This is a genomic window from Shigella flexneri 2a str. 301 (assembly GCF_000006925.2).
In the GTDB taxonomy this organism is placed as follows: Bacteria; Pseudomonadota; Gammaproteobacteria; order Enterobacterales; family Enterobacteriaceae; genus ECMA0423.
This window is the reverse complement of the sequence record NC_004337.2, coordinates 2,806,140-2,826,143: the sequence shown is the minus strand read 5'-3', so window position 1 is coordinate 2,826,143 and position 20,004 is coordinate 2,806,140. Positions and strand designations below refer to the sequence as shown.

Below are 20,004 nucleotides of genomic sequence, written 5' to 3'. Positions count from 1 at the left end.
CATGATACCGGAGTTAATCATTTCAGGGGAAGAAGCGAACGGCGAGTTCTTGATGCTGGTTCCGGGAAAGATGCTGTTTTGCAGCTTTTGCGTGATGCTTATGAAGCAAGTACGCAAAATTGTATCGATTGGCGAACCCTTCTTCTTTAGAGTCATAGTGCCCTTTAAGATTAAGGTAATGCTGCCAACTTACTGATTTAGTGTATGATGGTGATTTTAAGGTGCTTGCGTGGCTTCCATTTCCATCAGATGTCCTTCCTGCTCCGCTACTGAAGGCGTGGTGCGTAACGGCAAAAGCACTGCCGGACATCAGCGCTATCTCTGCTCTCATTGCCGTAAAACATGGCAACTACAGTTCACTTACACCGCCTCTCAGCCCGGTAAGCACCAGAAAATCATTGATATGGCCATGAATGGCGTCGGATGTCGCGCCAGTGCACGCATTATGGGCGTTGGCCTCAACACGGTTTTACGTCACTTAAAAAACTCAGGCCGCAGTCGGTAACCTCGCGCATACAACCGGGCAGTGATGTGATTGTCTGCGCTGAAATGGACGAACATTGGGGCTACGTCGGTGCTAAATCACGTCAGCGCTGGCTGTTTTACGCGTATGACAGGATACGGAGGACGGTTGTGGCGCACGTCTTCGGTGAACGCACTCTGGCCACACTGGAGCGTCTTCTGAGCCTGCTGTCGGCCTTTGAGGTCGTGGTATGGATGACGGATGGCTGGCCGCTGTATGAATCACGCCTGAAGGGAAAGCTGCACGTTATCAGCAAGCGTTACACTCAGCGCATTGAGCGACATAATCTGAATCTGAGACAACATCTGGCAAGGCTGGTACGGAAGTCACTGTCGTTCTCAAAATCGGTGGAGCTGCATGACAAGGTCATCGGGCATTATCTGAACATAAAACACTATCAGTAAGTTGGAGTCATTACCTAAGATTAAGATGTAATATAAATGCATCTTAATGAGGTGGAGGCAGCATGTCCGGCAAGCGTATCTCTCGTGAAAAACTGACGATTAAAAAAATGATCGATCTTTATCAAGCGAAATGCCCGCAGGCGTCAGCGGAGCCGGAGCATTACGAGGCGTTGTTTGTTTACGCGCAAAAGCGGCTGGATAAATGTGTGTTCGGCGAAGAGAAACCAGCCTGTAAGCAGTGTCCGGTGCACTGTTACCAGCCTGCAAAGCGTGAAGAGATGAAACAGATTATGCGTTGGGCCGGGCCGAGAATGCTGTGGCGTCATCCGATCTTAACCGTGCGTCATCTCATCGATGACAAGCGTCCGGTGCCAGAACTGCCGGAAAAATATCGTCCGAAAAAACCTCGTGAATAGTATTCCGGACAGGCAGATCTGTCCGGCAATTTGCAGTTAAATCAATGCCGATTTATCAATTCCCAGCCGCTTCATCCGTGACAGCAGGGTCGTGCGTTTCAGCCCCAGACGTTGCGCAGCGCCTTTAGGCCCGGCAACCACGCTGTTGGTTTCTTTCAGCACGCGCACAATCAACTGATATTCATCTTCGCCCTCCTGGGCGACAACCGTTGCGGCAGGCGGCGTTTCAGGCTCCGGTAAAGCAATATCTGGCAATGACAGCTGCAGCACGTTGCCGCGTGTTAGCAATACTGCGCGCTCAATGACGTTTTCCAGTTCGCGTACGTTACCCGGCCACTCCATGTTGCTCAAGGTGCGCAGCGTCTCGGCAGGAATGCTGTCGATATTGCGCCCCAGACGACGGGCAATTTTGAAGGTAAAGGCTTTCGCCAGCAGCGGAATATCTTCCGGACGCTCGCGTAGTGGCGGCAGGTGAATCGGGAATACGTTCAGGCGGTAATAGAGATCGCTACGGAACTCTCGGTCGGCGACCATTTTTTTCAGATCGCGGTTAGTCGCGGCAATTAAACGTACGTCCGTCTGAATGATTTTGTTGCTGCCGAGACGTTCAAACTCCTGTTCCTGCAATACACGCAGCAACTTCGGCTGTAACTCCAGTGGCATATCGCCCACTTCGTCGAGGAACAGAGAGCTTTTATCCGCCAGTTCAAAACGACCAATGCGCTGGGCGTTGGCACCGGTAAAAGCCCCACGCTCATGACCAAACAGATCGCTTTCCAGCAATCCGGCAGGCATCGCCGCGCAGTTCATTTTGACCATGCGGCGATTATTACGCCCACTGAGATTATGGATCGCACGGGCAATCAGCTCTTTACCCGAGCCAGTTTCACCGAGGATCAGCACGGTACTGTCACTTTGCGCCACCATTTCAACTTGTTTAAGCACGCTGTACATGGCTTCGCTGCGGCCAATAATCTCGCCAAATTCACTATCAACATTGTTGAGCTGCTCGGTCAGGGCGAGGTTTTCATCAACCAGCCGTTCTTTCAGACGATGGATTTCCTGATAGGCGAGGGCGTTATCGACAGCGATTGCCACACGTTCGGCAATCTGGCGCAGCAAATTCAGATTGGTAGTGGTAAACACTTTCTCTTCGCATTGCGCCAGTTTCAGCACGCCCAGCATGGTGTCGCCAGACATCAGCGGTAACAGGCACAAGGTTTGAATCTGGTTGCCCCAGGTGTCGAACAACATGCGTTCATAGGGGGCTAAATCGTCCCGCTCGTAGAGATTGATCAGCAGCATCTCTTTACTTTTGAACACGCGTTCGGTGAGGGTTCCGGCTTCATCGACTTCGCTCTGTTCGTGGGCGGGATGTTGTTTATCAAGATAGTGAGTGGAGTAGATGTTGAGTTTGTTTTTACGGTGGCTGCGTAAGACAATGCTGATATCGTCAATGTCGAAATAGTAATGGATTTCTTTGGCGACTTCGCTGACCAGTTCGTCCATATCCAGGCGGGAAAGCACCGCGTTGGTAATGGCAACCAGGATGCGGAAGTTATCGCGCTCCCGGCATAACAACTCATAGTCGACATTGTTGACGACGCGGCTCTGGATTTGTTCGGTGACGACAGAAACGATCTGCGTAAATGTTTGCAGACGATTGAACTCTTTTTCGCTCCAGGGACGCTCGTCATAACGAATAAATTCACAGCCACCAAAAATATGCCCTCCCGCCGCCAGTGGCATCAGGCAATAGTGACCAAATTTGGGGTATAGCCCACCTGCGGCCAGCTGCGGCCAGGTTTCACAAAATTCTTCGTAACTGCAATGCAGCGTATCAGGGCGCGACAAAATGCTGCGTACCGGACCGTGTGCCAGAACAGTTTCGTCTTCATATTTAATGGGGGTGTCTTTTTCACGCGACGCGTAATAAGACGCACGTTGAGTCTGCGCTTGCCACAACACAATAGCCGCGTTGTCGGCGAGCGCAGAACGCTTTACCAGTTGCGAAAGAGCCTCACACAGCGAGGCCAGATCGGGCTGCTGCAATAGTGTCCGAGTGATGTCGAACAACCCTTGCTGTCCGAGATCACTCATCGGTGTATATGACATTTTGTTCTTCCAGGAAAGCACCGCAAAGCGGTGCAAAAGGTCATTGACTAACTATAGGAGATTTAGAATTTTATTAGCATATACGCGGAAGCGGTTCGGCGTGTGGTAAATCGAGGGTTCGTTTCACGCCATACAGACCGGCAAGACGAACACCTTTACGTTCCACCACTTCACCAATCAGCGCCGCGTCTTTCCCCAGTGGATGGGAATGTAACGCTGCCAGCACTTGCTCTGCCGCGTTGCGTTCAACGGCGATCACCAGTTTGCCTTCGTTGGCAAAGTTCAGGGCGTCCAGTCCCAGCAATTCGCAAACGCCGCGCACGGCAGGTTTAACCGGCAGCGCTGATTCAGAAATTTCAATACCACAACCGCAGGCTGCCGCGAACTCATGAACCACCGCGTTTACACCACCACGGGTGGCATCACGCAGCGCTTTCACGCCGGGAATGTCACGCAGCGTCTGAATAAGCGGCGTCAGCACCGCGCAGTCGCTGACCAGTTCGCCATCCAGCCCCAGCTGCTCACGCAGGTTAAGGATAGTCGCCCCGTGGTCGCCGAGTGTACCGCTAACCAGCAATACATCGCCTGCGGTTAGCGTCTGTGCGCCCCAGTGAATATTCGCCGGAATTGCGCCCATGCCAGCGGTGTTGATAAACAGTTTATCTGCCGCGCCGCGCTGCACCACTTTAGTATCGCCAGTAACGATGGCAATGCCTGCCGTGCGGGCGGTTTCTGCCATGCTGGTCACTACGGCTTTCAGTGTCTCCATCGGCAATCCTTCTTCGAGGATAAAGCCACAGGAGAGATAGCGCGGAATAGCGCCACTGCCCGCAACGTCATTCGCGGTGCCGCAAATCGCCAGCTTGCCGATATTACCGCCAGGAAAGAACAGCGGGTCAATGACGTAACTGTCGGTGGAGAACGCCAGACGGTCGCCTTCCGCTACCAGCTGCGCCAGATCAAGACGTGCCTGATCTTCCTGCTCTGCCAGCCACGGGTTGGCAAAGGCTTCCATAAACAGGCTGTTGATTAATTGCTGCATCGCCTGGCCGCCGCTGCCGTGGGCGAGTTGGATATTATTCACGCTTCACTCTCCTGCTGACGATACTGATACCACGCGGCGCACGCTCCTTCGGAGGAGACCATCAGTGCACCAAATGCGGTTTGAGGATTACAGGTGTTACCAAACAGCGGGCATTGATGCGGCTTACATTTGCCCGTTAATACCTCACCACAACGCGCGCGCGGGTCATCGCAGACCTGCTGCGGTGCCGGGCGGAAATGTGCTTCGGCATCGAATCGTTGATAATCCGGCGTCAGGTGCACGCCAGAAGATTCAATCACGCCTAAGCCGCGCCATTCGCTGTCGCCGTTGACACAGAACACATCGGCAATCGCCTGTTGCGCCAGTAGGTTACCGGCATCCGGTACCACCCGACGATACTGATTCTCTACCTTGCTGTGGGCCGCTATTTTCTGCTCCACCAGCATGACCACGCCTTGCAGTAGATCAAGGGGTTCGAAACCAGCGACCACCAGCGGACGATGAAAATCGCTGGCGATAAAATTATAGGCATCAGTGCCGATAACCATACTAACGTGGCCCGGCGCGAGGAACGCGTCGATACCGTTATCCGGCTGTTCCAGCAAACTGCGCAGCGTCGGGATAAGCGTAATGTGCTGGCAGAAGAAGTAAAAATTCTGCACATCACGCGCTTTCGCCTGTTGCAGAGTGATGGCGGTGGTCGGCATGGTGGTTTCAAAACCTAAGCCGAAGAACACCACTTTGCGGGTTGGATTCTCCTGCGCCAGTTTCAACGCATCCATCGGCGAGTAAACGATGCGCACATCGGCACCGCGTGCTTTTGCCTGCAACAGCGATCCCTGTTTCCCTGGTACGCGCATGGCGTCGCCAAAGGTACAGAAGATGACTTCCGGATGGCTGGCAATCTCCACGCAGGTGTCGATTCTACCCATCGGCAGTACGCACACCGGGCAACCCGGACCGTGGATAAACTCAACGTTTTCAGGCAGTAACTGGTCGAGGCCGAATTTAAAAATGGCGTGGGTATGACCGCCACACACTTCCATAATCCGCAGAGGGCGTTCGGCGGTGTAAGAGAGATGTGAAGCACGTTCGCGCAGATGCTCAATTAACTGCATCACCTGTTCCGGCGCGCGATATTCATCAACAAAACGCATTATTTTTCCTCGCCATACAACAGCGCGCCGACATCCGGCTCAACGTCAAACATGTTTTGTAAGGCGTCGAGAGTGTCGCGTGCTTCGGCTTCATTAATTACGCTCATGGCAAAGCCAACGTGAACCAGTACCCACTGGCCCACGCGCGGCTGACCGTTTTCATCGCAGCTGCCGACTAACGTTAAATCGACATCGCGCTGAATGCCGCAGACGTCGACTTTCGCCTGGTTGCCGTCAATGGTGCGGATCTGGCCGGGAACGCCTATGCACATCGCTGTGTCTCCAGCCAGTTCAGCCACTGGTCCATCCCTTCGCCGCTGGTGGCGGAAATAAGGATGATTTCAATTTCTGGATTGACTTCGCGGGCGCAGGCGATGCACTTCTCAACGTCAAAGTTGAGATACGGCAACAGGTCAACTTTGTTGAGCAGCATCAGCGAGGCGGCGGCAAACATATGCGGATATTTCAGCGGTTTGTCTTCACCTTCGGTAACGGAAAGCACCGCTACTTTGTGTTTTTCACCGAGATCGAAGCTGGCCGGGCATACGAGGTTGCCAACGTTTTCGATAAACAGAATACCGTTATCGTCCAGTGGCAGACGCGGTGCGGCGTCGGCAATCATCTGTGCGTCAAGATGGCAGCCTTTACCGGTGTTCACCTGAATCGCTGGTGTACCGGTAGCGCGAATGCGTGCGGCATCGTTCACGGTTTGCTGGTCGCCTTCAATAACCGCGCACGGAACGCTGTCTTTCAGGCGCATTAAGGTTTCCGTCAGCAGGGTGGTTTTACCGGAACCAGGGCTGGAAACCAGGTTGAGCACCAGTTGCTTGCGGGCAGCAAAGCGCGCGCGGTTGCGTTCAGCCAGACGGTTGTTTTTGTCCAGCACGTCAATTTCGACTTCCAGCATCCGACGCTGGCTCATGCCCGGTGTGTGAGTGCCCGCTTCGCCATGACCGTAATGCAGGTCGCCTTCTTCAGTCTGGCTGGGGGTAAATTCAGGCGCTTTAATGCCGGTGATTTTCATCTGCGGGCGTGCCGCCGGGGCAAATGGCGCGCTACGAAACGCGGAATGAGGGTTATGTTCATCACCCTCGATATACAGGTTGCCTTCACCGCAACCGCATGTTGTACACATCGCTCACTCCTGGTCTATTTCTATCCGCCGAATCTGTAAACCGTCGTCTGCCACAATCTGTAGCATGTCACCATGACACTGTGGACAGCGGCGGACGCGCTGGGTCAGTAGCGTCACATACTGTTGGCATGTTTCACACCAGCATTCGGCCTCTTGTTCTTCGAGGTGCAGTTTACAACCTTCCGCCACGCTGCCGCGGCAAACCAGATCAAAACAAAAGGCAAGAGAGCTGGTTTCGACACAAGAAAATGCGCCAATTTTGAGCCAGACCCCAGTTACGCGTTTTGCGCCGTGTTTTGCGGCCTGCTGTTCGATCAATTCCAGTGCCCGTTGGCAGAGGGTTATTTCGTGCATATCGCCTCCCATTAACTATTGCCAGCTACAAGCAATAATTGCGCCAGTGTTGATTATCCCTGCGGTGAATAATGTCGATGATGTCGAAATGACACGTCGACACGGCGACGAAATTCATCTTTAGCTTAAAAATCTCTTTAATAACAATAAATTAAAAGTTGGCACAAAAAATGCTTAAAGCTGGCATCTCTGTTAAACGAGTAACCTGACAATGACTATTTGGGAAATAAGCGAGAAAGCCGATTACATCGCACAGCGGCATCGTCGCCTACAGGACCAGTGGCACATCTACTGCAATTCGCTGGTTCAGGGGATCACGTTATCGAAAGCGCGCCTGCATCACGCCATGAGCTGCGCGCCGGACAAAGAACTCTGTTTCGTCCTTTTTGAACATTTTCGTATTTACGTCACCCTGGCGGATGGCTTTAACAGCCACACCATCGAGTATTACGTCGAAACAAAAGATGGCGAAGACAAACAGCGGATTGCGCAGGCGCAACTGAGCATTGACGGCATGATTGATGGCAAGGTCAACATCCGCGATCGCGAACAGGTTCTGGAACACTATCTCGAAAAAATCGCTGGCGTTTACGACAGCTTATACACCGCCATTGAAAACAATGTGCCGGTGAATTTAAGCCAACTGGTAAAGGGACAAAGCCCGGCAGCATGAGCTGAGGCTTTGCCCGTTTTGCAGGCGTTACGCCTGTTTGGGGATGGGCGTGTCGATGAGTGTCGAAAATGACATTTCATCGGCATGTTTTCGTCAAAAATGACAATCACCTGAGGAATGCCTGGTGAATCGTTTTGTAATTGCCGACTCCACGCTCTGTATCGGCTGCCACACCTGTGAGGCCGCCTGTTCAGAGACGCATCGCCAGCACGGCCTGCAATCAATGCCGCGCCTGAGAGTGATGCTCAATGAAAAAGAATCTGCGCCGCAGCTCTGTCACCACTGTGAAGATGCACCCTGCGCGGTGGTCTGCCCGGTTAACGCCATCACCCGCGTTGATGGGGCCGTGCAGTTGAATGAAAGTCTGTGCGTAAGCTGCAAACTGTGCGGCATCGCCTGCCCGTTTGGCGCAATTGAATTTTCCGGCAGCCGTCCGCTGGATATTCCGGCAAACGCCAATACCCCGAAAGCGCCACCGGCACCGCCTGCTCCGGCGCGTGTCAGCACATTGCTTGACTGGGTGCCAGGTATTCGCGCGATCGCCGTCAAATGTGACCTTTGTAGCTTTGATGAACAAGGTCCGGCCTGTGTGCGGATGTGCCCGACTAAAGCCCTGCATCTGGTGGATAACACCGATATCGCCCGCGTCAGCAAACGTAAGCGTGAGCTGACCTTTAACACGGACTTTGGCGATCTCACCTTGTTTCAGCAGGCTCAAAGTGGAGAGGCTAAATGAGCGCAATTTCCCTGATCAATAGCGGCGTGGCATGGTTTGTCGCCGCCGCTGTTCTGGCATTTCTCTTTTCAAAAAGCGCTAAGTGGCTGGATAGCCGGAATTGGCGGCGCGGTTGGTAGTCTGTATACGGCAGCCGCGGGCTTCACTGTACTGACTGGCGCGGTTGGCGTGAGCGGTGCGCTGTCGCTGGTAAGCTACGATGTGCAAATCTCCCCGCTTAACGCGATTTGGCTGATTACCCTCGGCCTTTGCGGTCTGTTTGTCAGCCTCTATAACATTGACTGGCATCGCCACGCGCAGGTGAAGTGCAACGGCTTGCAGATCAATATGTTGATGGCTGCCGCCGTCTGCGCCGTCATCGCCAGCAACCTCGGCATGTTCGTGGTAATGGCCGAAGTCATGGCCTTGTGTGCGGTGTTCCTCACCAGCAACAGCAAAGAGGGCAAACTGTGGTTTGCGCTGAGGCGTCTTGGCACTCTGCTGCTGGTGATTGCTTGCTGGCTGCTGTGGCAGCGTTATGGCACGCTGGATCTGCGCCTGCTGGATATGCGTATGCAACAGCTGCCGCTCGGTTCCGATATCTGGCTGCTCGGTGTGATTGGCTTTGGCCTGCTGGCTGGGATTATTCCGCTGCACGGCTGGGTGCCGCAGGCACATGCTAACGCCTCTGCGCCAGCTGCCGCGTTGTTTTCTACGGTAGTCATGAAAATTGGCCTGCTGGGCATGTTAACCCTGTCACTGCTGGGCGGTAATGCACCGCTGTGGTGGGGGATCGCGCTGCTGGTGCTCGGCATGATCACCGCGTTCGTCGGTGGTCTGTATGCGTTGATGGAACACAACATCCAGCGCCTGCTGGCTTACCACACCCTGGAAAATATCGGCATTATCCTGCTGGGGCTGGGGCTGGGGCTGGGGCTGGGGCTGGGGCTGGGGCTGGGCGCTGGCGTAACGGGTATCGCGCTCGAACAACCGGCGCTGATTGCTCTTGGCCTGGTCGGTGGTCTGTACCATCTGCTTAACCATAGCCTGTTCAAAAGCGTACTGTTCCTCGGGGCGGGGAGCGTCTGGTTCCGTACCGGTCATCGCGATATCGAAAAACTCGGTGGTATTGGCAAGAAAATGCCGGTTATCTCCATCGCCATGTTAGTCGGGTTGATGGCAATGGCTGCGCTGCCGCCACTGAACGGGTTTGCCGGGGAATGGGTTATCTATCAATCCTTCTTCAAACTGAGCAATAGCGGCGCGTTTGTTGCCCGTCTGCTGGGGCCGCTGCTCGCTGTGGGTCTGGCAATTACCGGTGCGCTGGCGGTGATGTGTATGGCGAAAGTCTATGGCGTCACGTTCCTCGGCGCGCCGCGTACCAAAGAAGCCGAAAACGCCACCTGTGCGCCGCTCCTGATGAGCGTAAGCGTAGTGGCACTGGCGATTTGCTGCGTAATTGGCGGTGTTGCTGCGCCGTGGCTGCTGCCGATGCTCTCTGCTGCTGTACCTCTGCCTCTGGAGCCTGCTAACACCACCGTTTCTCAACCAATGATCACATTGCTGCTGATTGCCTGCCCGCTGCTGCCATTCATCATTATGGCGATTTGCAAAGGCGACCGCCTGCCGTCACGTTCCCGCGGTGCGGCCTGGGTGTGCGGCTACGACCATGAAAAATCAATGGTGATTACCGCTCACGGTTTTGCCATGCCGGTTAAACAGGCGTTTGCGCCAGTGCTGAAACTGCGCAAATGGCTGAATCCGGTGTCGCTAGTGCCGGGCTGGCAGTGCGAAGGTAGTGCGTTGCTGTTCCGCCGGATGGCGCTGGTTGAACTGGCGGTACTGGTGGTGATTATTGTTTCACGAGGAGCCTGAGAATGAGTGTTTTATATCCGTTAATTCAGGCGCTGGTGTTATTTGCCGTTGCGCCGCTGCTCTCCGGTATTACCCGCGTGGCGCGCGCCCGTCTGCATAACCGTCGCGGGCCGGGCGTGTTGCAGGAGTATCGCGACATTATCAAACTGCTGGGCCGCCAGAGCGTTGGCCCGGATGCCTCTGGCTGGATGTTCCGCCTGACGCCGTATGTGATGGTGGGCGTCATGCTGACTATCGCTACTGCGCTGCCGGTGGTGACCGTCGGTTCTCCGCTGCCGCAACTGGGCGATTTGATCACCTTACTGTATCTCTTCGCCATCGCGCGTTTCTTCTTTGCCATTTCCGGTCTGGATACCGGTAGCCCGTTTACCGCTATCGGTGCGAGCCGTGAAGCGATGCTTGGCGTGCTGGTCGAACCGATGTTGCTGCTTGGTCTGTGGGTTGCCGCACAGGTTGCCGGTTCCACCAACATCAGCAACATTACCGACACCGTTTATCACTGGCCGCTGAGCCAAAGCATCCCGCTGGTGCTGGCGCTCTGCGCCTGTGCGTTCGCCACTTTTATCGAAATGGGCAAACTGCCGTTCGACCTGGCGGAAGCCGAGCAGGAGTTGCAGGAAGGTCCGCTCTCCGAATACAGCGGTAGCGGCTTTGGCGTCATGAAATGGGGTATCAGCCTGAAACAGCTGGTGGTGTTGCAGATGTTCGTCGGGGTGTTTATTCCGTGGGGACAAATGGAAACCTTCACCGTCGGTGGACTGCTGCTGGCGCTGGTGATTGCCATCGTCAAACTGGTGGTCGGCGTCCTGGTTATCGCGCTGTTCGAAAACAGCATGGCCCGTCTGCGTCTTGATATTACTCCGCGCATTACCTGGGCTGGGTTTGGCTTTGCATTTTTAGCGTTCGTCTCCTTGCTGGCGGCGTGATTAAAGAGAGTTTGAGCATGTCTGAAGAAAAATTAGGTCAACATTATCTCGCCGCGCTGAATGAGGCATTTCTAGGCGTCGTGCTGGACCACGCCTGGCAGACCAAAGATCAGCTGACTGTCACCGTAAAGGTGAACTATCTGCCGGAAGTGGTGGAGTTTCTCTACTACAAGCAGGGTGGCTGGCTGTCGGTGCTGTTTGGTAACGACGAACGCAAACTGAATGGTCATTACGCCGTTTATTACGTGCTGTCGATGGAGAAGGGCACCAAGTGTTGGGTAACGGTTCGCGTCGAAGTTGACGCCAACAAACCGGAGTATCCGTCCGTGACGCCGCGCGTTCCGGCGGCGGTGTGGGGCGAGCGCGAAGTGCGCGATATGTACGGTTTGATTCCGGTTGGTCTGCCGGATGAACGTCGTCTGGTGCTGCCGGATGACTGGCCGGATGAACTTTATCCGCTGCGTAAAGACAGCATGGATTATCGTCAGCGTCCGGCACCGACTACCGATGCTGAAACCTACGAGTTCATCAACGAACTGGGCGACAAGAAAAACAACGTCGTGCCGATTGGTCCGCTGCACGTCACTTCTGACGAACCGGGTCACTTCCGTCTGTTCGTCGATGGCGAAAACATTATCGACGCCGACTACCGTCTGTTCTACGTCCATCGCGGTATGGAAAAACTGGCGGAAACCCGCATGGGTTATAACGAAGTGACCTTCCTCTCTGACCGTGTGTGCGGGATCTGCGGCTTTGCCCACAGCACCGCCTACACCACGTCGGTGGAAAACGCGATGGGTATTCAGGTGCCAGAACGCGCGCAGATGATCCGCGCCATTCTGCTGGAGGTGGAACGCCTGCACCCGCATCTGCTCAACCTCGGCCTCGCCTGTCACTTTACCGGCTTCGACTCCGGCTTTATGCAGTTCTTCCGCGTGCGTGAAACCTCCATGAAAATGGCAGAGATCCTTACCGGTGCGCGTAAAACCTACGGCCTGAACCTGATCGGCGGGATTCGTCGCGATCTGCTGAAAGATGACATGATCCAGACCCGCCAGCTGGCGCAACAAATGCGTCGTGAAGTGCAGGAGCTGGTGGATGTGCTGCTGAGTACGCCGAACATGGAACAACGCACCGTCGGCATTGGTCGTCTGGACCCGGAAATCGCCCGCGATTTCAGTAACGTTGGCCCGATGGTTCGCGCCAGCGGTCTCGCCCGCGATACTCGCGCCGATCACCCGTTTGTCGGTTATGGCCTGCTGCCAATGGAAGTCCACAGCGAGCAGGGCTGCGACGTTATTTCCCGTCTGAAAGTGCGAATCAACGAGGTCTATACCGCGCTGAATATGATCGACTACGGTCTGGATAACCTGCCGGGCGGTCCGCTGATGGTGGAAGGCTTTACCTACATTCCGCACCGTTTCGCGCTGGGCTTTGCCGAAGCGCCGCGCGGCGACGATATCCACTGGAGCATGACCGGCGACAACCAGAAGCTGTACCGCTGGCGCTGCCGTGCCGCGACCTACGCGAACTGGCCGACCCTGCGCTACATGCTGCGTGGCAATACCGTTTCCTATGCGCCGCTGATTATCGGTAGCCTGGACCCTTGCTACTCCTGTACCGACCGCATGACCGTAGTCGATGTGCGTAAGAAGAAGAGCAAAGTGGTGCCGTACAAAGAACTCGAGCGTTACAGCATTGAGCGTAAAAACTCGCCGCTGAAATAAGGAATCGCCATGTTTACCTTTATCAAAAAAGTCATCAAAACCGGCACGGCGACCTCGTCTTATCCGCTGGAGCCGATTGCGCAAGGACAATCGGCAAACGGTGCAGTACACTGCGTTGATTGCGTGTAAAGGGATGAAAATGATGACGACGATGCTGGAAGTGGCGAAGCGCGCCGGGGTTTCAAAAGCGACCGTTTCCCGCGTGCTTTCAGGTAATGGCTACGTCAGCCAGGAGACTAAAGATCGCGTGTTTCAGGCGGTAGAAGAGAGCAGTTACCGCCCAAATTTGCTGGCCCGCAATCTGTCGGCGAAGAGTACTCAGACGCTGGGGCTGGTAGTGACCAACACGCTTTATCACGGCATTTATTTTAGTGAATTACTGTTTCATGCCGCGCGAATGGCGGAAGAGAAAGGGCGACAGTTGCTATTGGCAGATGGTAAACACAGCGCCGAAGAAGAGCGCCAGGCGATTCAGTATCTGCTGGATTTGCGCTGCGACGCCATTATGATTTACCCGCGTTTTTTAAGCGTGGATGAGATTGATGACATCATTGACGCGCACAGTCAGCCGATAATGGTGCTTAATCGCCGCCTGCGCAATAATAGCAGCCATAGCGTCTGGTGCGATCATAAACAGACCAGCTTTAACGCCGTGGCAGAGTTGATAAACGCCGGGCATCAGGAGATTGCTTTCCTTACCGGCTCGATGGATTCCCCCACCAGCATTGAACGTCTTGCCGGGTATAAAGACGCGCTGTCGCAGCATGGTATTGCGCTCAATGAAAAACTTATCGCTAACGGTAAATGGACGCCCGCCAGCGGGGCCGAAGGGGTAGAAACGTTGCTCGAACGAGGGGCTAAATTTAGCGCGTTAGTTGCCAGTAACGACGATATGGCGATAGGTGCGATCAAAGCGTTGCACGAGCGCGGCGTAGCGGTGCCAGAGCAGGTGTCAGTTATCGGATTCGATGATATCGCAATTGCCCCCTATATCGTTCCGGCGCTCTCCAGCGTAAAAATTCCGGTGACTGAGATGATTCAGGAAATTATTGGACGGCTGATTTTTATGCTCGATGGCGGGGATTTCTCACCGCCGAAAACCTTTAGCGGAAAACTGATCCGCCGCGACTCACTCATTGCCCTTTCGCGATAAACATTGTCATCACATGTCATCGTCACTAGTGTCGATGACATCTTTTTTCCTGCATTACAGAAATTAATTTCCTTAAATAACAGCAAATTAAAAACTGGCATGATTTGTGAGTGTATCGGCGCATTAACTGTCATTGCTGGAGAATTTGATGAACCGTTTCATCATTGCTGACGCGAGTAAATGTATTGGTTGCCGTACCTGTGAAGTGGCGTGCGTGGTTTCTCATCAGGAAAATCAGGACTGTGCATCGCTGACCCCGGAAACATTTTTACCGCGTATCCATGTCATTAAAGGTGTGAACATTTCCACGGCGACAGTTTGCCGTCAGTGTGAAGATGCACCGTGCGCTAACGTCTGCCCGAATGGTGCTATCAGCCGTGATAAAGGGTTTGTTCCTGTGATGCAGGAACGTTGCATTGGTTGCAAAACCTGCGTGGTGGCTTGCCCGTATGGCGCGATGGAAGTGGTGGTACGTCCTGTGATTCGCAACAGCGGCGCGGGTCTGAATGTACGGGCTGACAAAGCCGAAGCCAATAAATGCGACCTGTGCAACCATCGTGAAGACGGCCCGGCGTGTATGGCGGCTTGCCCGACCCATGCGCTGATTTGTGTCGATCGTAATAAACTTGAACAACTGAGCGCAGAAAAACGCCGCCGTACGGCGCTGATGTTCTAAAAATCTTACAGAACTGTTCTGGCATCAAAGGAATTCCCGGAAATATTCGTAGAATACGGAGCGGGCGGTATCGCCGACCTGAGACTGCCGGATACGACGCTGTCGTGTCCGGCAGGGCGGGTTACGCAATTCATGATGGCGGGAATAACTCAATGGCAAAAAACACATCTTGCGGTGTCCAACTGCGTATTCGTGGCAAAGTGCAGGGCGTCGGTTTTCGTCCGTTTGTCTGGCAGCTGGCACAGCAATTAAATCTTCACGGCGATGTATGTAATGACGGCGATGGCGTAGAAGTCCGGCTGCTGGAAGACCCGGAAACGTTTCTTGTTCAATTGCATCAGCACTGTCCGCCACTGGCGCGTATTGATAGCGTCGAGCGTGAGCCGTTTATCTGGTCACAACTGCCCACCGAGTTCACCATCCGCCAGAGCACCGGCGGCACCATGAATACGCAAATTGTCCCGGATGCCGCCACTTGCCCTGCTTGCCTTGCCGAAATGAATACCCCAGGCGAGCGGCGTTATCGTTATCCGTTTATCAACTGTACCCACTGCGGCCCGCGTTTCACCATTATTCGCGCGATGCCTTACGACCGCCCGTTTACCGTGATGGCGGCGTTTCCGCTATGTCCGGCCTGTGACAAAGAGTACCGCGACCCGCTCGATCGTCGCTTCCACGCCCAGCCGGTGGCCTGCCCGGAGTGTGGCCCGCATCTTGAATGGGTAAGTCATGGTGAACATGCAGAACAAGAGGCGGCATTACAGGCAGCTATCGCACAGTTAAAAATGGGCAACATTGTCGCCATCAAAGGGATTGGCGGATTTCATCTTGCCTGCGATGCACGTAACAGTAACGCGGTGGCGACACTGCGGGAGCGCAAACATCGCCCGGCGAAACCGCTGGCAGTCATGTTGCCAGTGGCAGAAAGTTTACCAGACGCTGCGCGCCAGTTGCTTACCACGCCCGCTGCGCCGATTGTGCTGGTGGATAAAAAATACGTACCTGAGCTTTGTGATGATATCGCCCCTGGCCTTAACGAAGTCGGGGTGATGTTGCCTGCGAACCCGCTCCAGCATTTGCTGTTACAGGAACTGCAATGCCCGCTGGTGATGACCTCCGGCAACCTGAGCGGTAAACCACCAGCTATCAGCAACGAACAGGCGCTGGCGGATTTGCAGGGCATTGCCGACGGATTCTTGCTACATAACCGCGACATCGTGCAGCGGATGGATGATTCAGTGGTGCGCGAAAGCGGCGAAATGCTGCGCCGTTCGCGGGGGTATGTGCCGGATGCGCTGGTTTTGCCTCCGGGCTTTAAAAATGTTCCGCCTGTGCTGTGTCTTGGCGCGGATCTGAAAAATACCTTCTGCCTGGTGCGCGGTGAACAAGCGGTGTTGAGTCAGCATCTGGGCGATTTAAGTGACGATGGCATCCAGATGCAGTGGCGCGAAGCGTTACGCCTGATGCAAAACATCTACGATTTCACTCCGCAATACATTGTGCATGATGTGCATCCGGGCTATGTCTCCAGCCAGTGGGCGAGCGAAATGAATCTGCCGACGCAAACGGTACTGCATCATCATGCCCATGCAGCGGCGTGTCTGGCAGAGCATCAGTGGCCGCTGGATGGCGGTGATGTCATTGCTTTGACGCTCGACGGTATCGGTATGGGGGAGAATGGCGCTTTGTGGGGCGGCGAGTGCCTGCGGGTGAACTATCGCGAATGTGAGCACCTGGGCGGCTTGCCTGCAGTGGCGCTTCCGGGTGGCGATTTGGCGGCGAAGCAGCCGTGGCGAAACCTGCTGGCGCAGTGCCTGCGCTTTGTGCCGGAGTGGCAGAATTACCCTGAAACGGCAAGTGTGCAACAGCAAAACTGGAGCGTACTGGCGCGGGCCATTGAGCGTGGAATTAACGCGCCGCTGGCATCATCGTGTGGGCGGTTGTTCGATGCAGTGGCGGCGGCACTGGGCTGTGCGCCAGCCACGTTAAGTTATGAAGGTGAAGCGGCTTGTGCTCTGGAGGCGCTCGCAGCCTCATGCGACGGAGTGACGCATCCGGTGACGATGCCGCGGGTGGACAATCAACTGGATCTCGCCACTTTCTGGCAGCAGTGGCTGAACTGGCAGGCACTGGTTAATCAACGCGCGTGGGCGTTTCATGATGCGCTGGCGCAGGGTTTTGCCGCGTTGATGCGTGAGCAGGCCACGATGCGTGGTATCACTACGCTGGTATTTAGCGGCGGGGTTATTCATAACCGTTTGCTGCGTGCACGTCTGGCGCATTATCTCGCTGATTTCACATTGCTCTTTCCACAGAGTTTACCGGCGGGTGATGGCGGTTTGTCTCTGGGGCAGGGGGTTATTGCTGCGGCGCGTTGGTTAGCGGGTGAAGTCCAGAACGGATAAAGCGTGTTGCATTTGGACACCCTTGCCGGATGCGGCGTAAATGCCTTATCCGGCCTACACATGCGTCCCCGTAGGTCGGATAAGACGCGCCAGCGTCGCATCCGACATTTTAGGCACAGTAGCCCACCTACACCGGCAACGTTTTCAACAATACAAATGCCTCTTTCATCCGATCCTCACTGACCACAAAGGCGCGAAGCTGGTCAGCATCGTCAACGCCGCGCGCCACCATTCCCTGGCGTTCGGTATTAATCTGCCAGCGTAAATCCTGACGCTGGGTTTCGCCTGCCAGATGCAGCGGTAATTCCGGCGTTTTGATTTTCACCAGCATCGCCGGTAGTTTCAGCGGCGTGTTATTGCCGAGAAGATTTTTTGCCAGCACCATCCCGCTAAGTTGAATCGGCTGCAGGAACGGCAATACCTGACCGTTAATTTCCGCGCAATCGCCCAGCGCGTAAATATCGGCATTACTGGTTTGCAGATAACTATCGACGCAAACGCCGCGATTAATCGTCAGCCCGGCGCGTCGTGCCAGGGCTGTTTCCGGGCGCAGTCCGGTGGCGGCAATTACCGCATCCACTTCGATACTACGCTGGTGGTCCAGCGTTGCCAGAATGCCAGAATCCGTTTTTTCCAGCCCCTGCAACTGAGATTTCAACAGCAGATGAACGCCCATCTCCGTCAACCGATGCTGCAAGCGGCTGCTTACTTCTGGTGGCATTAATGACGCCAGAATACTGGCAGCGTTGTCGATTAGCGTGACCGCTTTGCCTGCACGACAAAAATCCATCGCCAGTTCGCTACCAATCAAACCACCGCCGACAATCAACACGCGTCGGGCATCCCGCAGTTGCGTTTCACAGGCGCGATACTCTTGCTGACTATTTAACGTCAGCATTAACTCACGCCCAGGCACAGGCGGGACAAAGGCGCTGGCACCGGTTGCCAGCACTAACTTGTCGTATTGCCACTGATTATTCTGGCTTTTCACCACATGGGCTTCGGCATCGATATCCGTCACCCAGGTGTGCGGAAACAGGCGCAGATTAAACTGCCCGGCAAATTCACCCGCCGTCTGGCGGGTAAGGTCGTCGGCACGTTGCCCCTGACTGATAACATGGCTGAGGTCGGGTTTGTTGTACTCATCTATGCTGTCGGCGGCAATCAGGGTTAATGGAATAGTGGCGTCCTGTTTGCGAATATTTTTCACCAGTTGGCGGGCGGCGAAGCCCGAACCGATGATCACAATGCCGTTGCTCATTTTGCCTCCGATGCTAGTTCGTCAAAGACGTCTTTGCCGAGGGAGCATTCCGGGCAGAGGAAGTTATCCGGGACTTCACTCCACGGCGTTCCTGGCGCAACGTCCTGCATTGGCTCGCCTTTTGCCGGATCGTAAATCCACTGGCAGACGCTGCACTGCATTCGTGGGCCGAGGTCAGCCGTCGTCGTGGCAGAGGTTTCTTCTTTAACTACCGTATTCACCGTGCTCTGCGGCAGCGGCGCGAGCGCCCACTGACGGGCGATTTCGCGACCGTGTTCACGGCATAACTCCAGAGCGTCCTGGTCTGGTCGCCATTTGGCTTTCAGGCTGAGCGACATTTCGAAACCCGCATCCTGCAGGCGCGTGGAAAGGCGATCCATCGCACCGCCGCTCCAGCCGTGAGATCCGAAAGCACTGGCGCGTTTGTTACGGAAGCGTAATCCGGTCATCTCCTCCACCAGCCCGGCGATTTTCGGCATCATCACGTTATTCATCGTCGAAGTGCCGACCAGCACGCCTTTTGAGCGGAAGACATTGGTCAGGATTTCGTTTTTATCGCTTCGGGCGACGTTGAAAATTTTCACCGCCACGCGTGGGTCGGTTTCCGCAATTCCCTGGGCGATAGCGTCAGCCATCATGCGGGTGTTATTCGACATGGTGTCGTAGAAAATGGTGATTCTGTCTTCCTGATAATCAGCGGCCCACTTCAGGTACAGCTCGACAATTTGCGTCGGGTTATCGCGCCAGACCACGCCGTGGGAGGTCGCTATCATATCGACTGGTAAGTTAAAGCCCAGGATCTCGGTAATTTTCGGCGTTACCAGGCGGCTGAACGGCGTCAGGATATTGGCGTAGTAACGCTGGCACTGCTCGAAAAGCTCCGTCTGATCCACTTCATCGTTGAACAGATGCTCGTCGCAGTAGTGCTGACCGAAAGCATCGTTACTGAACAGCACCGCGTCGCCTGTCAGGTAAGTCATCATGCTGTCCGGCCAGTGCAGCATTGGTGTTTCGACAAAAATGAGCTGTTTGCCGTTGCCGATATCCAGCGTGTCGCCAGTTTTCACCACATTAAAATTCCACTCCGGATGATGGTGATGACCATTTATCGAGTCGATAGCGTTGGCAGTACAGTAGATCGGCGTATCGGGAATTTGCGCCATCAGTTCGGTCAGCGCCCCGGCGTGGTCCTCTTCTGCATGGTTAATCACGATGTAATCGATATCCGCCAGATCGATTTCATTACGCAGGTTCTGCACAAATTCGCGGCTGAATTTATGGTCGACGGTGTCGATCAGCACGTTTTTTTCTTCGCGGATGAGGTAGCTGTTGTAGCTGCTGCCGCGCAGCGTTTTATATTCCGTGCCGTGAAAATCACGCACTTCCCAGTCACGTTGACCCACCCAATGAATGTTATTTTTCACCACAATAGACATAGCAACCT

The 20,004-nt window shown here is 54.7% G+C and carries 19 protein-coding genes and 1 other annotated feature; of the genes, 11 read left to right on the top strand and 8 right to left on the bottom strand.

All coding sequences use genetic code 11. The features are described from left to right. Nucleotide 1: 1 nt before the first annotated feature. The 3 genes from SF2752a to ygbA all read left to right on the top strand — a co-directional run bounded on the left by SF2752a (nt 2) and on the right by ygbA (nt 1,343). A complete protein-coding gene (locus SF2752a; RefSeq protein ID YP_008439274.1) occupies nt 2-196 on the top strand; it encodes a hypothetical protein in 195 nt (64 codons plus the stop codon). Further along, nucleotides 175-942, top strand: a mobile genetic element. (Overlaps the previous gene by 22 nt.) Further along, nucleotides 424-927: an insertion element IS1 protein InsB gene (insB, locus tag SF2750; RefSeq protein ID NP_708534.1), complete on the top strand. Its 504-nt coding sequence runs from the start codon at nt 424-426 to the stop codon at nt 925-927. Its footprint overlaps the feature before it by 504 nt. Nucleotides 943-989: 47 nt before the next feature. Further along, on the top strand, nt 990-1,343 hold the full coding sequence (gene ygbA, locus SF2749; RefSeq protein ID NP_708533.1) for a hypothetical protein: 354 nt from the start codon (nt 990-992) through the stop codon (nt 1,341-1,343). Nucleotides 1,344-1,379: 36 nt separating this feature from the next. Here the strand turns inward: ygbA and fhlA are convergent, their stop codons facing one another. The 6 genes from fhlA to hypA form a co-directional block, all read right to left on the bottom strand. Further along, nucleotides 1,380-3,458, bottom strand: coding sequence for a formate hydrogenlyase transcriptional activator FhlA (gene fhlA / locus SF2748; RefSeq protein ID NP_708532.2), 2,079 nt, complete (start codon nt 3,456-3,458; stop codon nt 1,380-1,382). Nucleotides 3,459-3,531: 73 nt separating this feature from the next. Beyond that, entirely contained in the window at nt 3,532-4,500 is a 969-nt protein-coding gene (gene hypE / locus SF2747) for a hydrogenase expression/formation protein HypE (protein NP_708531.2), read from the bottom strand. A 38-nt stretch (nt 4,501-4,538) separates the two neighbouring features. After that, a complete protein-coding gene (gene hypD / locus SF2746; protein ID NP_708530.1) occupies nt 4,539-5,660 on the bottom strand; it encodes a hydrogenase isoenzymes formation protein HypD in 1,122 nt (373 codons plus the stop codon). Next, nucleotides 5,660-5,932, bottom strand: a complete 273-nt coding sequence (hypC, locus tag SF2745) for a hydrogenase assembly chaperone (protein ID NP_708529.1) — start codon at nt 5,930-5,932, stop codon at nt 5,660-5,662. Before hypC ends, hypD begins: the two co-directional genes overlap by 1 nt. After that, nucleotides 5,923-6,795 (bottom strand): hydrogenase nickel incorporation protein HypB, encoded by an 873-nt coding sequence (hypB, locus tag SF2744; RefSeq protein NP_708528.1) that lies wholly within the window; start codon nt 6,793-6,795, stop codon nt 5,923-5,925. Before hypB ends, hypC begins: the two co-directional genes overlap by 10 nt. A 3-nt stretch (nt 6,796-6,798) precedes the next feature. Then, on the bottom strand, nt 6,799-7,161 hold the full coding sequence (gene hypA, locus SF2743; RefSeq protein NP_708527.1) for a hydrogenase nickel incorporation protein: 363 nt from the start codon (nt 7,159-7,161) through the stop codon (nt 6,799-6,801). A gap of 199 nt (nt 7,162-7,360) precedes the next feature. Here hypA and hycA point away from each other — a divergent pair, with 199 nt between their 5' ends. The 8 genes from hycA (at nt 7,361) to hypF (ending at nt 17,299) form a co-directional block, all read left to right on the top strand. Next, nucleotides 7,361-7,822, top strand: a complete 462-nt coding sequence (gene hycA / locus SF2742; RefSeq protein ID NP_708526.1) for a formate hydrogenlyase regulatory protein HycA — start codon at nt 7,361-7,363, stop codon at nt 7,820-7,822. Between the two features lie 124 nt (nt 7,823-7,946). Beyond that, complete coding sequence (gene hycB, locus SF2741) at nt 7,947-8,558, top strand: hydrogenase-3 iron-sulfur protein (protein NP_708525.1); 612 nt, start codon at nt 7,947-7,949, stop codon at nt 8,556-8,558. Nucleotides 8,559-8,594: 36 nt separating this feature from the next. After that, complete coding sequence (hycC, locus tag SF2740) at nt 8,595-10,412, top strand: formate hydrogenlyase subunit 3 (protein NP_708524.2); 1,818 nt, start codon at nt 8,595-8,597, stop codon at nt 10,410-10,412. A 2-nt stretch (nt 10,413-10,414) separates the two neighbouring features. After that, complete coding sequence (hycD, locus tag SF2739; RefSeq protein ID NP_708523.1) at nt 10,415-11,338, top strand: hydrogenase 3 membrane-spanning protein; 924 nt, start codon at nt 10,415-10,417, stop codon at nt 11,336-11,338. A gap of 17 nt (nt 11,339-11,355) precedes the next feature. Then, complete coding sequence (gene hycE / locus SF2738; protein ID NP_708522.2) at nt 11,356-13,065, top strand: hydrogenase 3 large subunit; 1,710 nt, start codon at nt 11,356-11,358, stop codon at nt 13,063-13,065. 142 nt (nt 13,066-13,207) lie between these two features. Beyond that, nucleotides 13,208-14,218: an ascBF operon repressor gene (ascG, locus tag SF2737; protein ID NP_708521.2), complete on the top strand. Its 1,011-nt coding sequence runs from the start codon at nt 13,208-13,210 to the stop codon at nt 14,216-14,218. A gap of 148 nt (nt 14,219-14,366) precedes the next feature. Continuing rightward, on the top strand, nt 14,367-14,894 hold the full coding sequence (hydN, locus tag SF2736) for a formate dehydrogenase-H ferredoxin subunit (RefSeq protein NP_708520.2): 528 nt from the start codon (nt 14,367-14,369) through the stop codon (nt 14,892-14,894). A 152-nt stretch (nt 14,895-15,046) separates the two neighbouring features. Beyond that, nucleotides 15,047-17,299, top strand: a complete 2,253-nt coding sequence (hypF, locus tag SF2735) for a transcriptional regulatory protein (protein ID NP_708519.2) — start codon at nt 15,047-15,049, stop codon at nt 17,297-17,299. A 127-nt stretch (nt 17,300-17,426) separates the two neighbouring features. Here hypF and ygbD read toward each other — a convergent pair whose 3' ends face one another. Together ygbD and SF2733 are read right to left on the bottom strand one after the other, a co-directional pair. Continuing rightward, nucleotides 17,427-18,560, bottom strand: a complete 1,134-nt coding sequence (ygbD, locus tag SF2734; protein NP_708518.1) for an NADH:flavorubredoxin oxidoreductase — start codon at nt 18,558-18,560, stop codon at nt 17,427-17,429. Continuing rightward, nucleotides 18,557-19,996, bottom strand: coding sequence for an anaerobic nitric oxide reductase flavorubredoxin (locus SF2733; protein ID NP_708517.1), 1,440 nt, complete (start codon nt 19,994-19,996; stop codon nt 18,557-18,559). Before SF2733 ends, ygbD begins: the two co-directional genes overlap by 4 nt. Nucleotides 19,997-20,004 lie beyond the last annotated feature (8 nt).

Excerpts from the sequence above, each read along its gene's own strand:
- hypD (NP_708530.1), bottom strand. The coding sequence starts at position 5,660 with ATGCGTTTTGTTGATGAATATCGCGCGCCGGAACAGGTGATGCAGTTA.
- ascG (NP_708521.2), top strand. The coding sequence starts at position 13,208 with ATGACGACGATGCTGGAAGTGGCGAAGCGCGCCGGGGTTTCAAAAGCG.
- hypF (NP_708519.2), top strand. The coding sequence starts at position 15,047 with ATGGCAAAAAACACATCTTGCGGTGTCCAACTGCGTATTCGTGGCAAA.
- hycA (NP_708526.1), top strand. The coding sequence starts at position 7,361 with ATGACTATTTGGGAAATAAGCGAGAAAGCCGATTACATCGCACAGCGG.
- hypE (NP_708531.2), bottom strand. The coding sequence starts at position 4,500 with ATGCAGCAATTAATCAACAGCCTGTTTATGGAAGCCTTTGCCAACCCG.
- hycE (NP_708522.2), top strand. The coding sequence starts at position 11,356 with ATGTCTGAAGAAAAATTAGGTCAACATTATCTCGCCGCGCTGAATGAG.
- hypA (NP_708527.1), bottom strand. The coding sequence starts at position 7,161 with ATGGGAGGCGATATGCACGAAATAACCCTCTGCCAACGGGCACTGGAA.
- insB (NP_708534.1), top strand. The coding sequence starts at position 424 with ATGTCGCGCCAGTGCACGCATTATGGGCGTTGGCCTCAACACGGTTTT.
- hypC (NP_708529.1), bottom strand. The coding sequence starts at position 5,932 with ATGTGCATAGGCGTTCCCGGCCAGATCCGCACCATTGACGGCAACCAG.
- hycD (NP_708523.1), top strand. The coding sequence starts at position 10,415 with ATGAGTGTTTTATATCCGTTAATTCAGGCGCTGGTGTTATTTGCCGTT.
- hydN (NP_708520.2), top strand. The coding sequence starts at position 14,367 with ATGAACCGTTTCATCATTGCTGACGCGAGTAAATGTATTGGTTGCCGT.
- SF2752a (YP_008439274.1), top strand. The coding sequence starts at position 2 with ATGATACCGGAGTTAATCATTTCAGGGGAAGAAGCGAACGGCGAGTTC.
- SF2733 (NP_708517.1), bottom strand. The coding sequence starts at position 19,996 with ATGTCTATTGTGGTGAAAAATAACATTCATTGGGTGGGTCAACGTGAC.
- hypB (NP_708528.1), bottom strand. The coding sequence starts at position 6,795 with ATGTGTACAACATGCGGTTGCGGTGAAGGCAACCTGTATATCGAGGGT.
- ygbA (NP_708533.1), top strand. The coding sequence starts at position 990 with ATGTCCGGCAAGCGTATCTCTCGTGAAAAACTGACGATTAAAAAAATG.
- fhlA (NP_708532.2), bottom strand. The coding sequence starts at position 3,458 with ATGTCATATACACCGATGAGTGATCTCGGACAGCAAGGGTTGTTCGAC.
- ygbD (NP_708518.1), bottom strand. The coding sequence starts at position 18,560 with ATGAGCAACGGCATTGTGATCATCGGTTCGGGCTTCGCCGCCCGCCAA.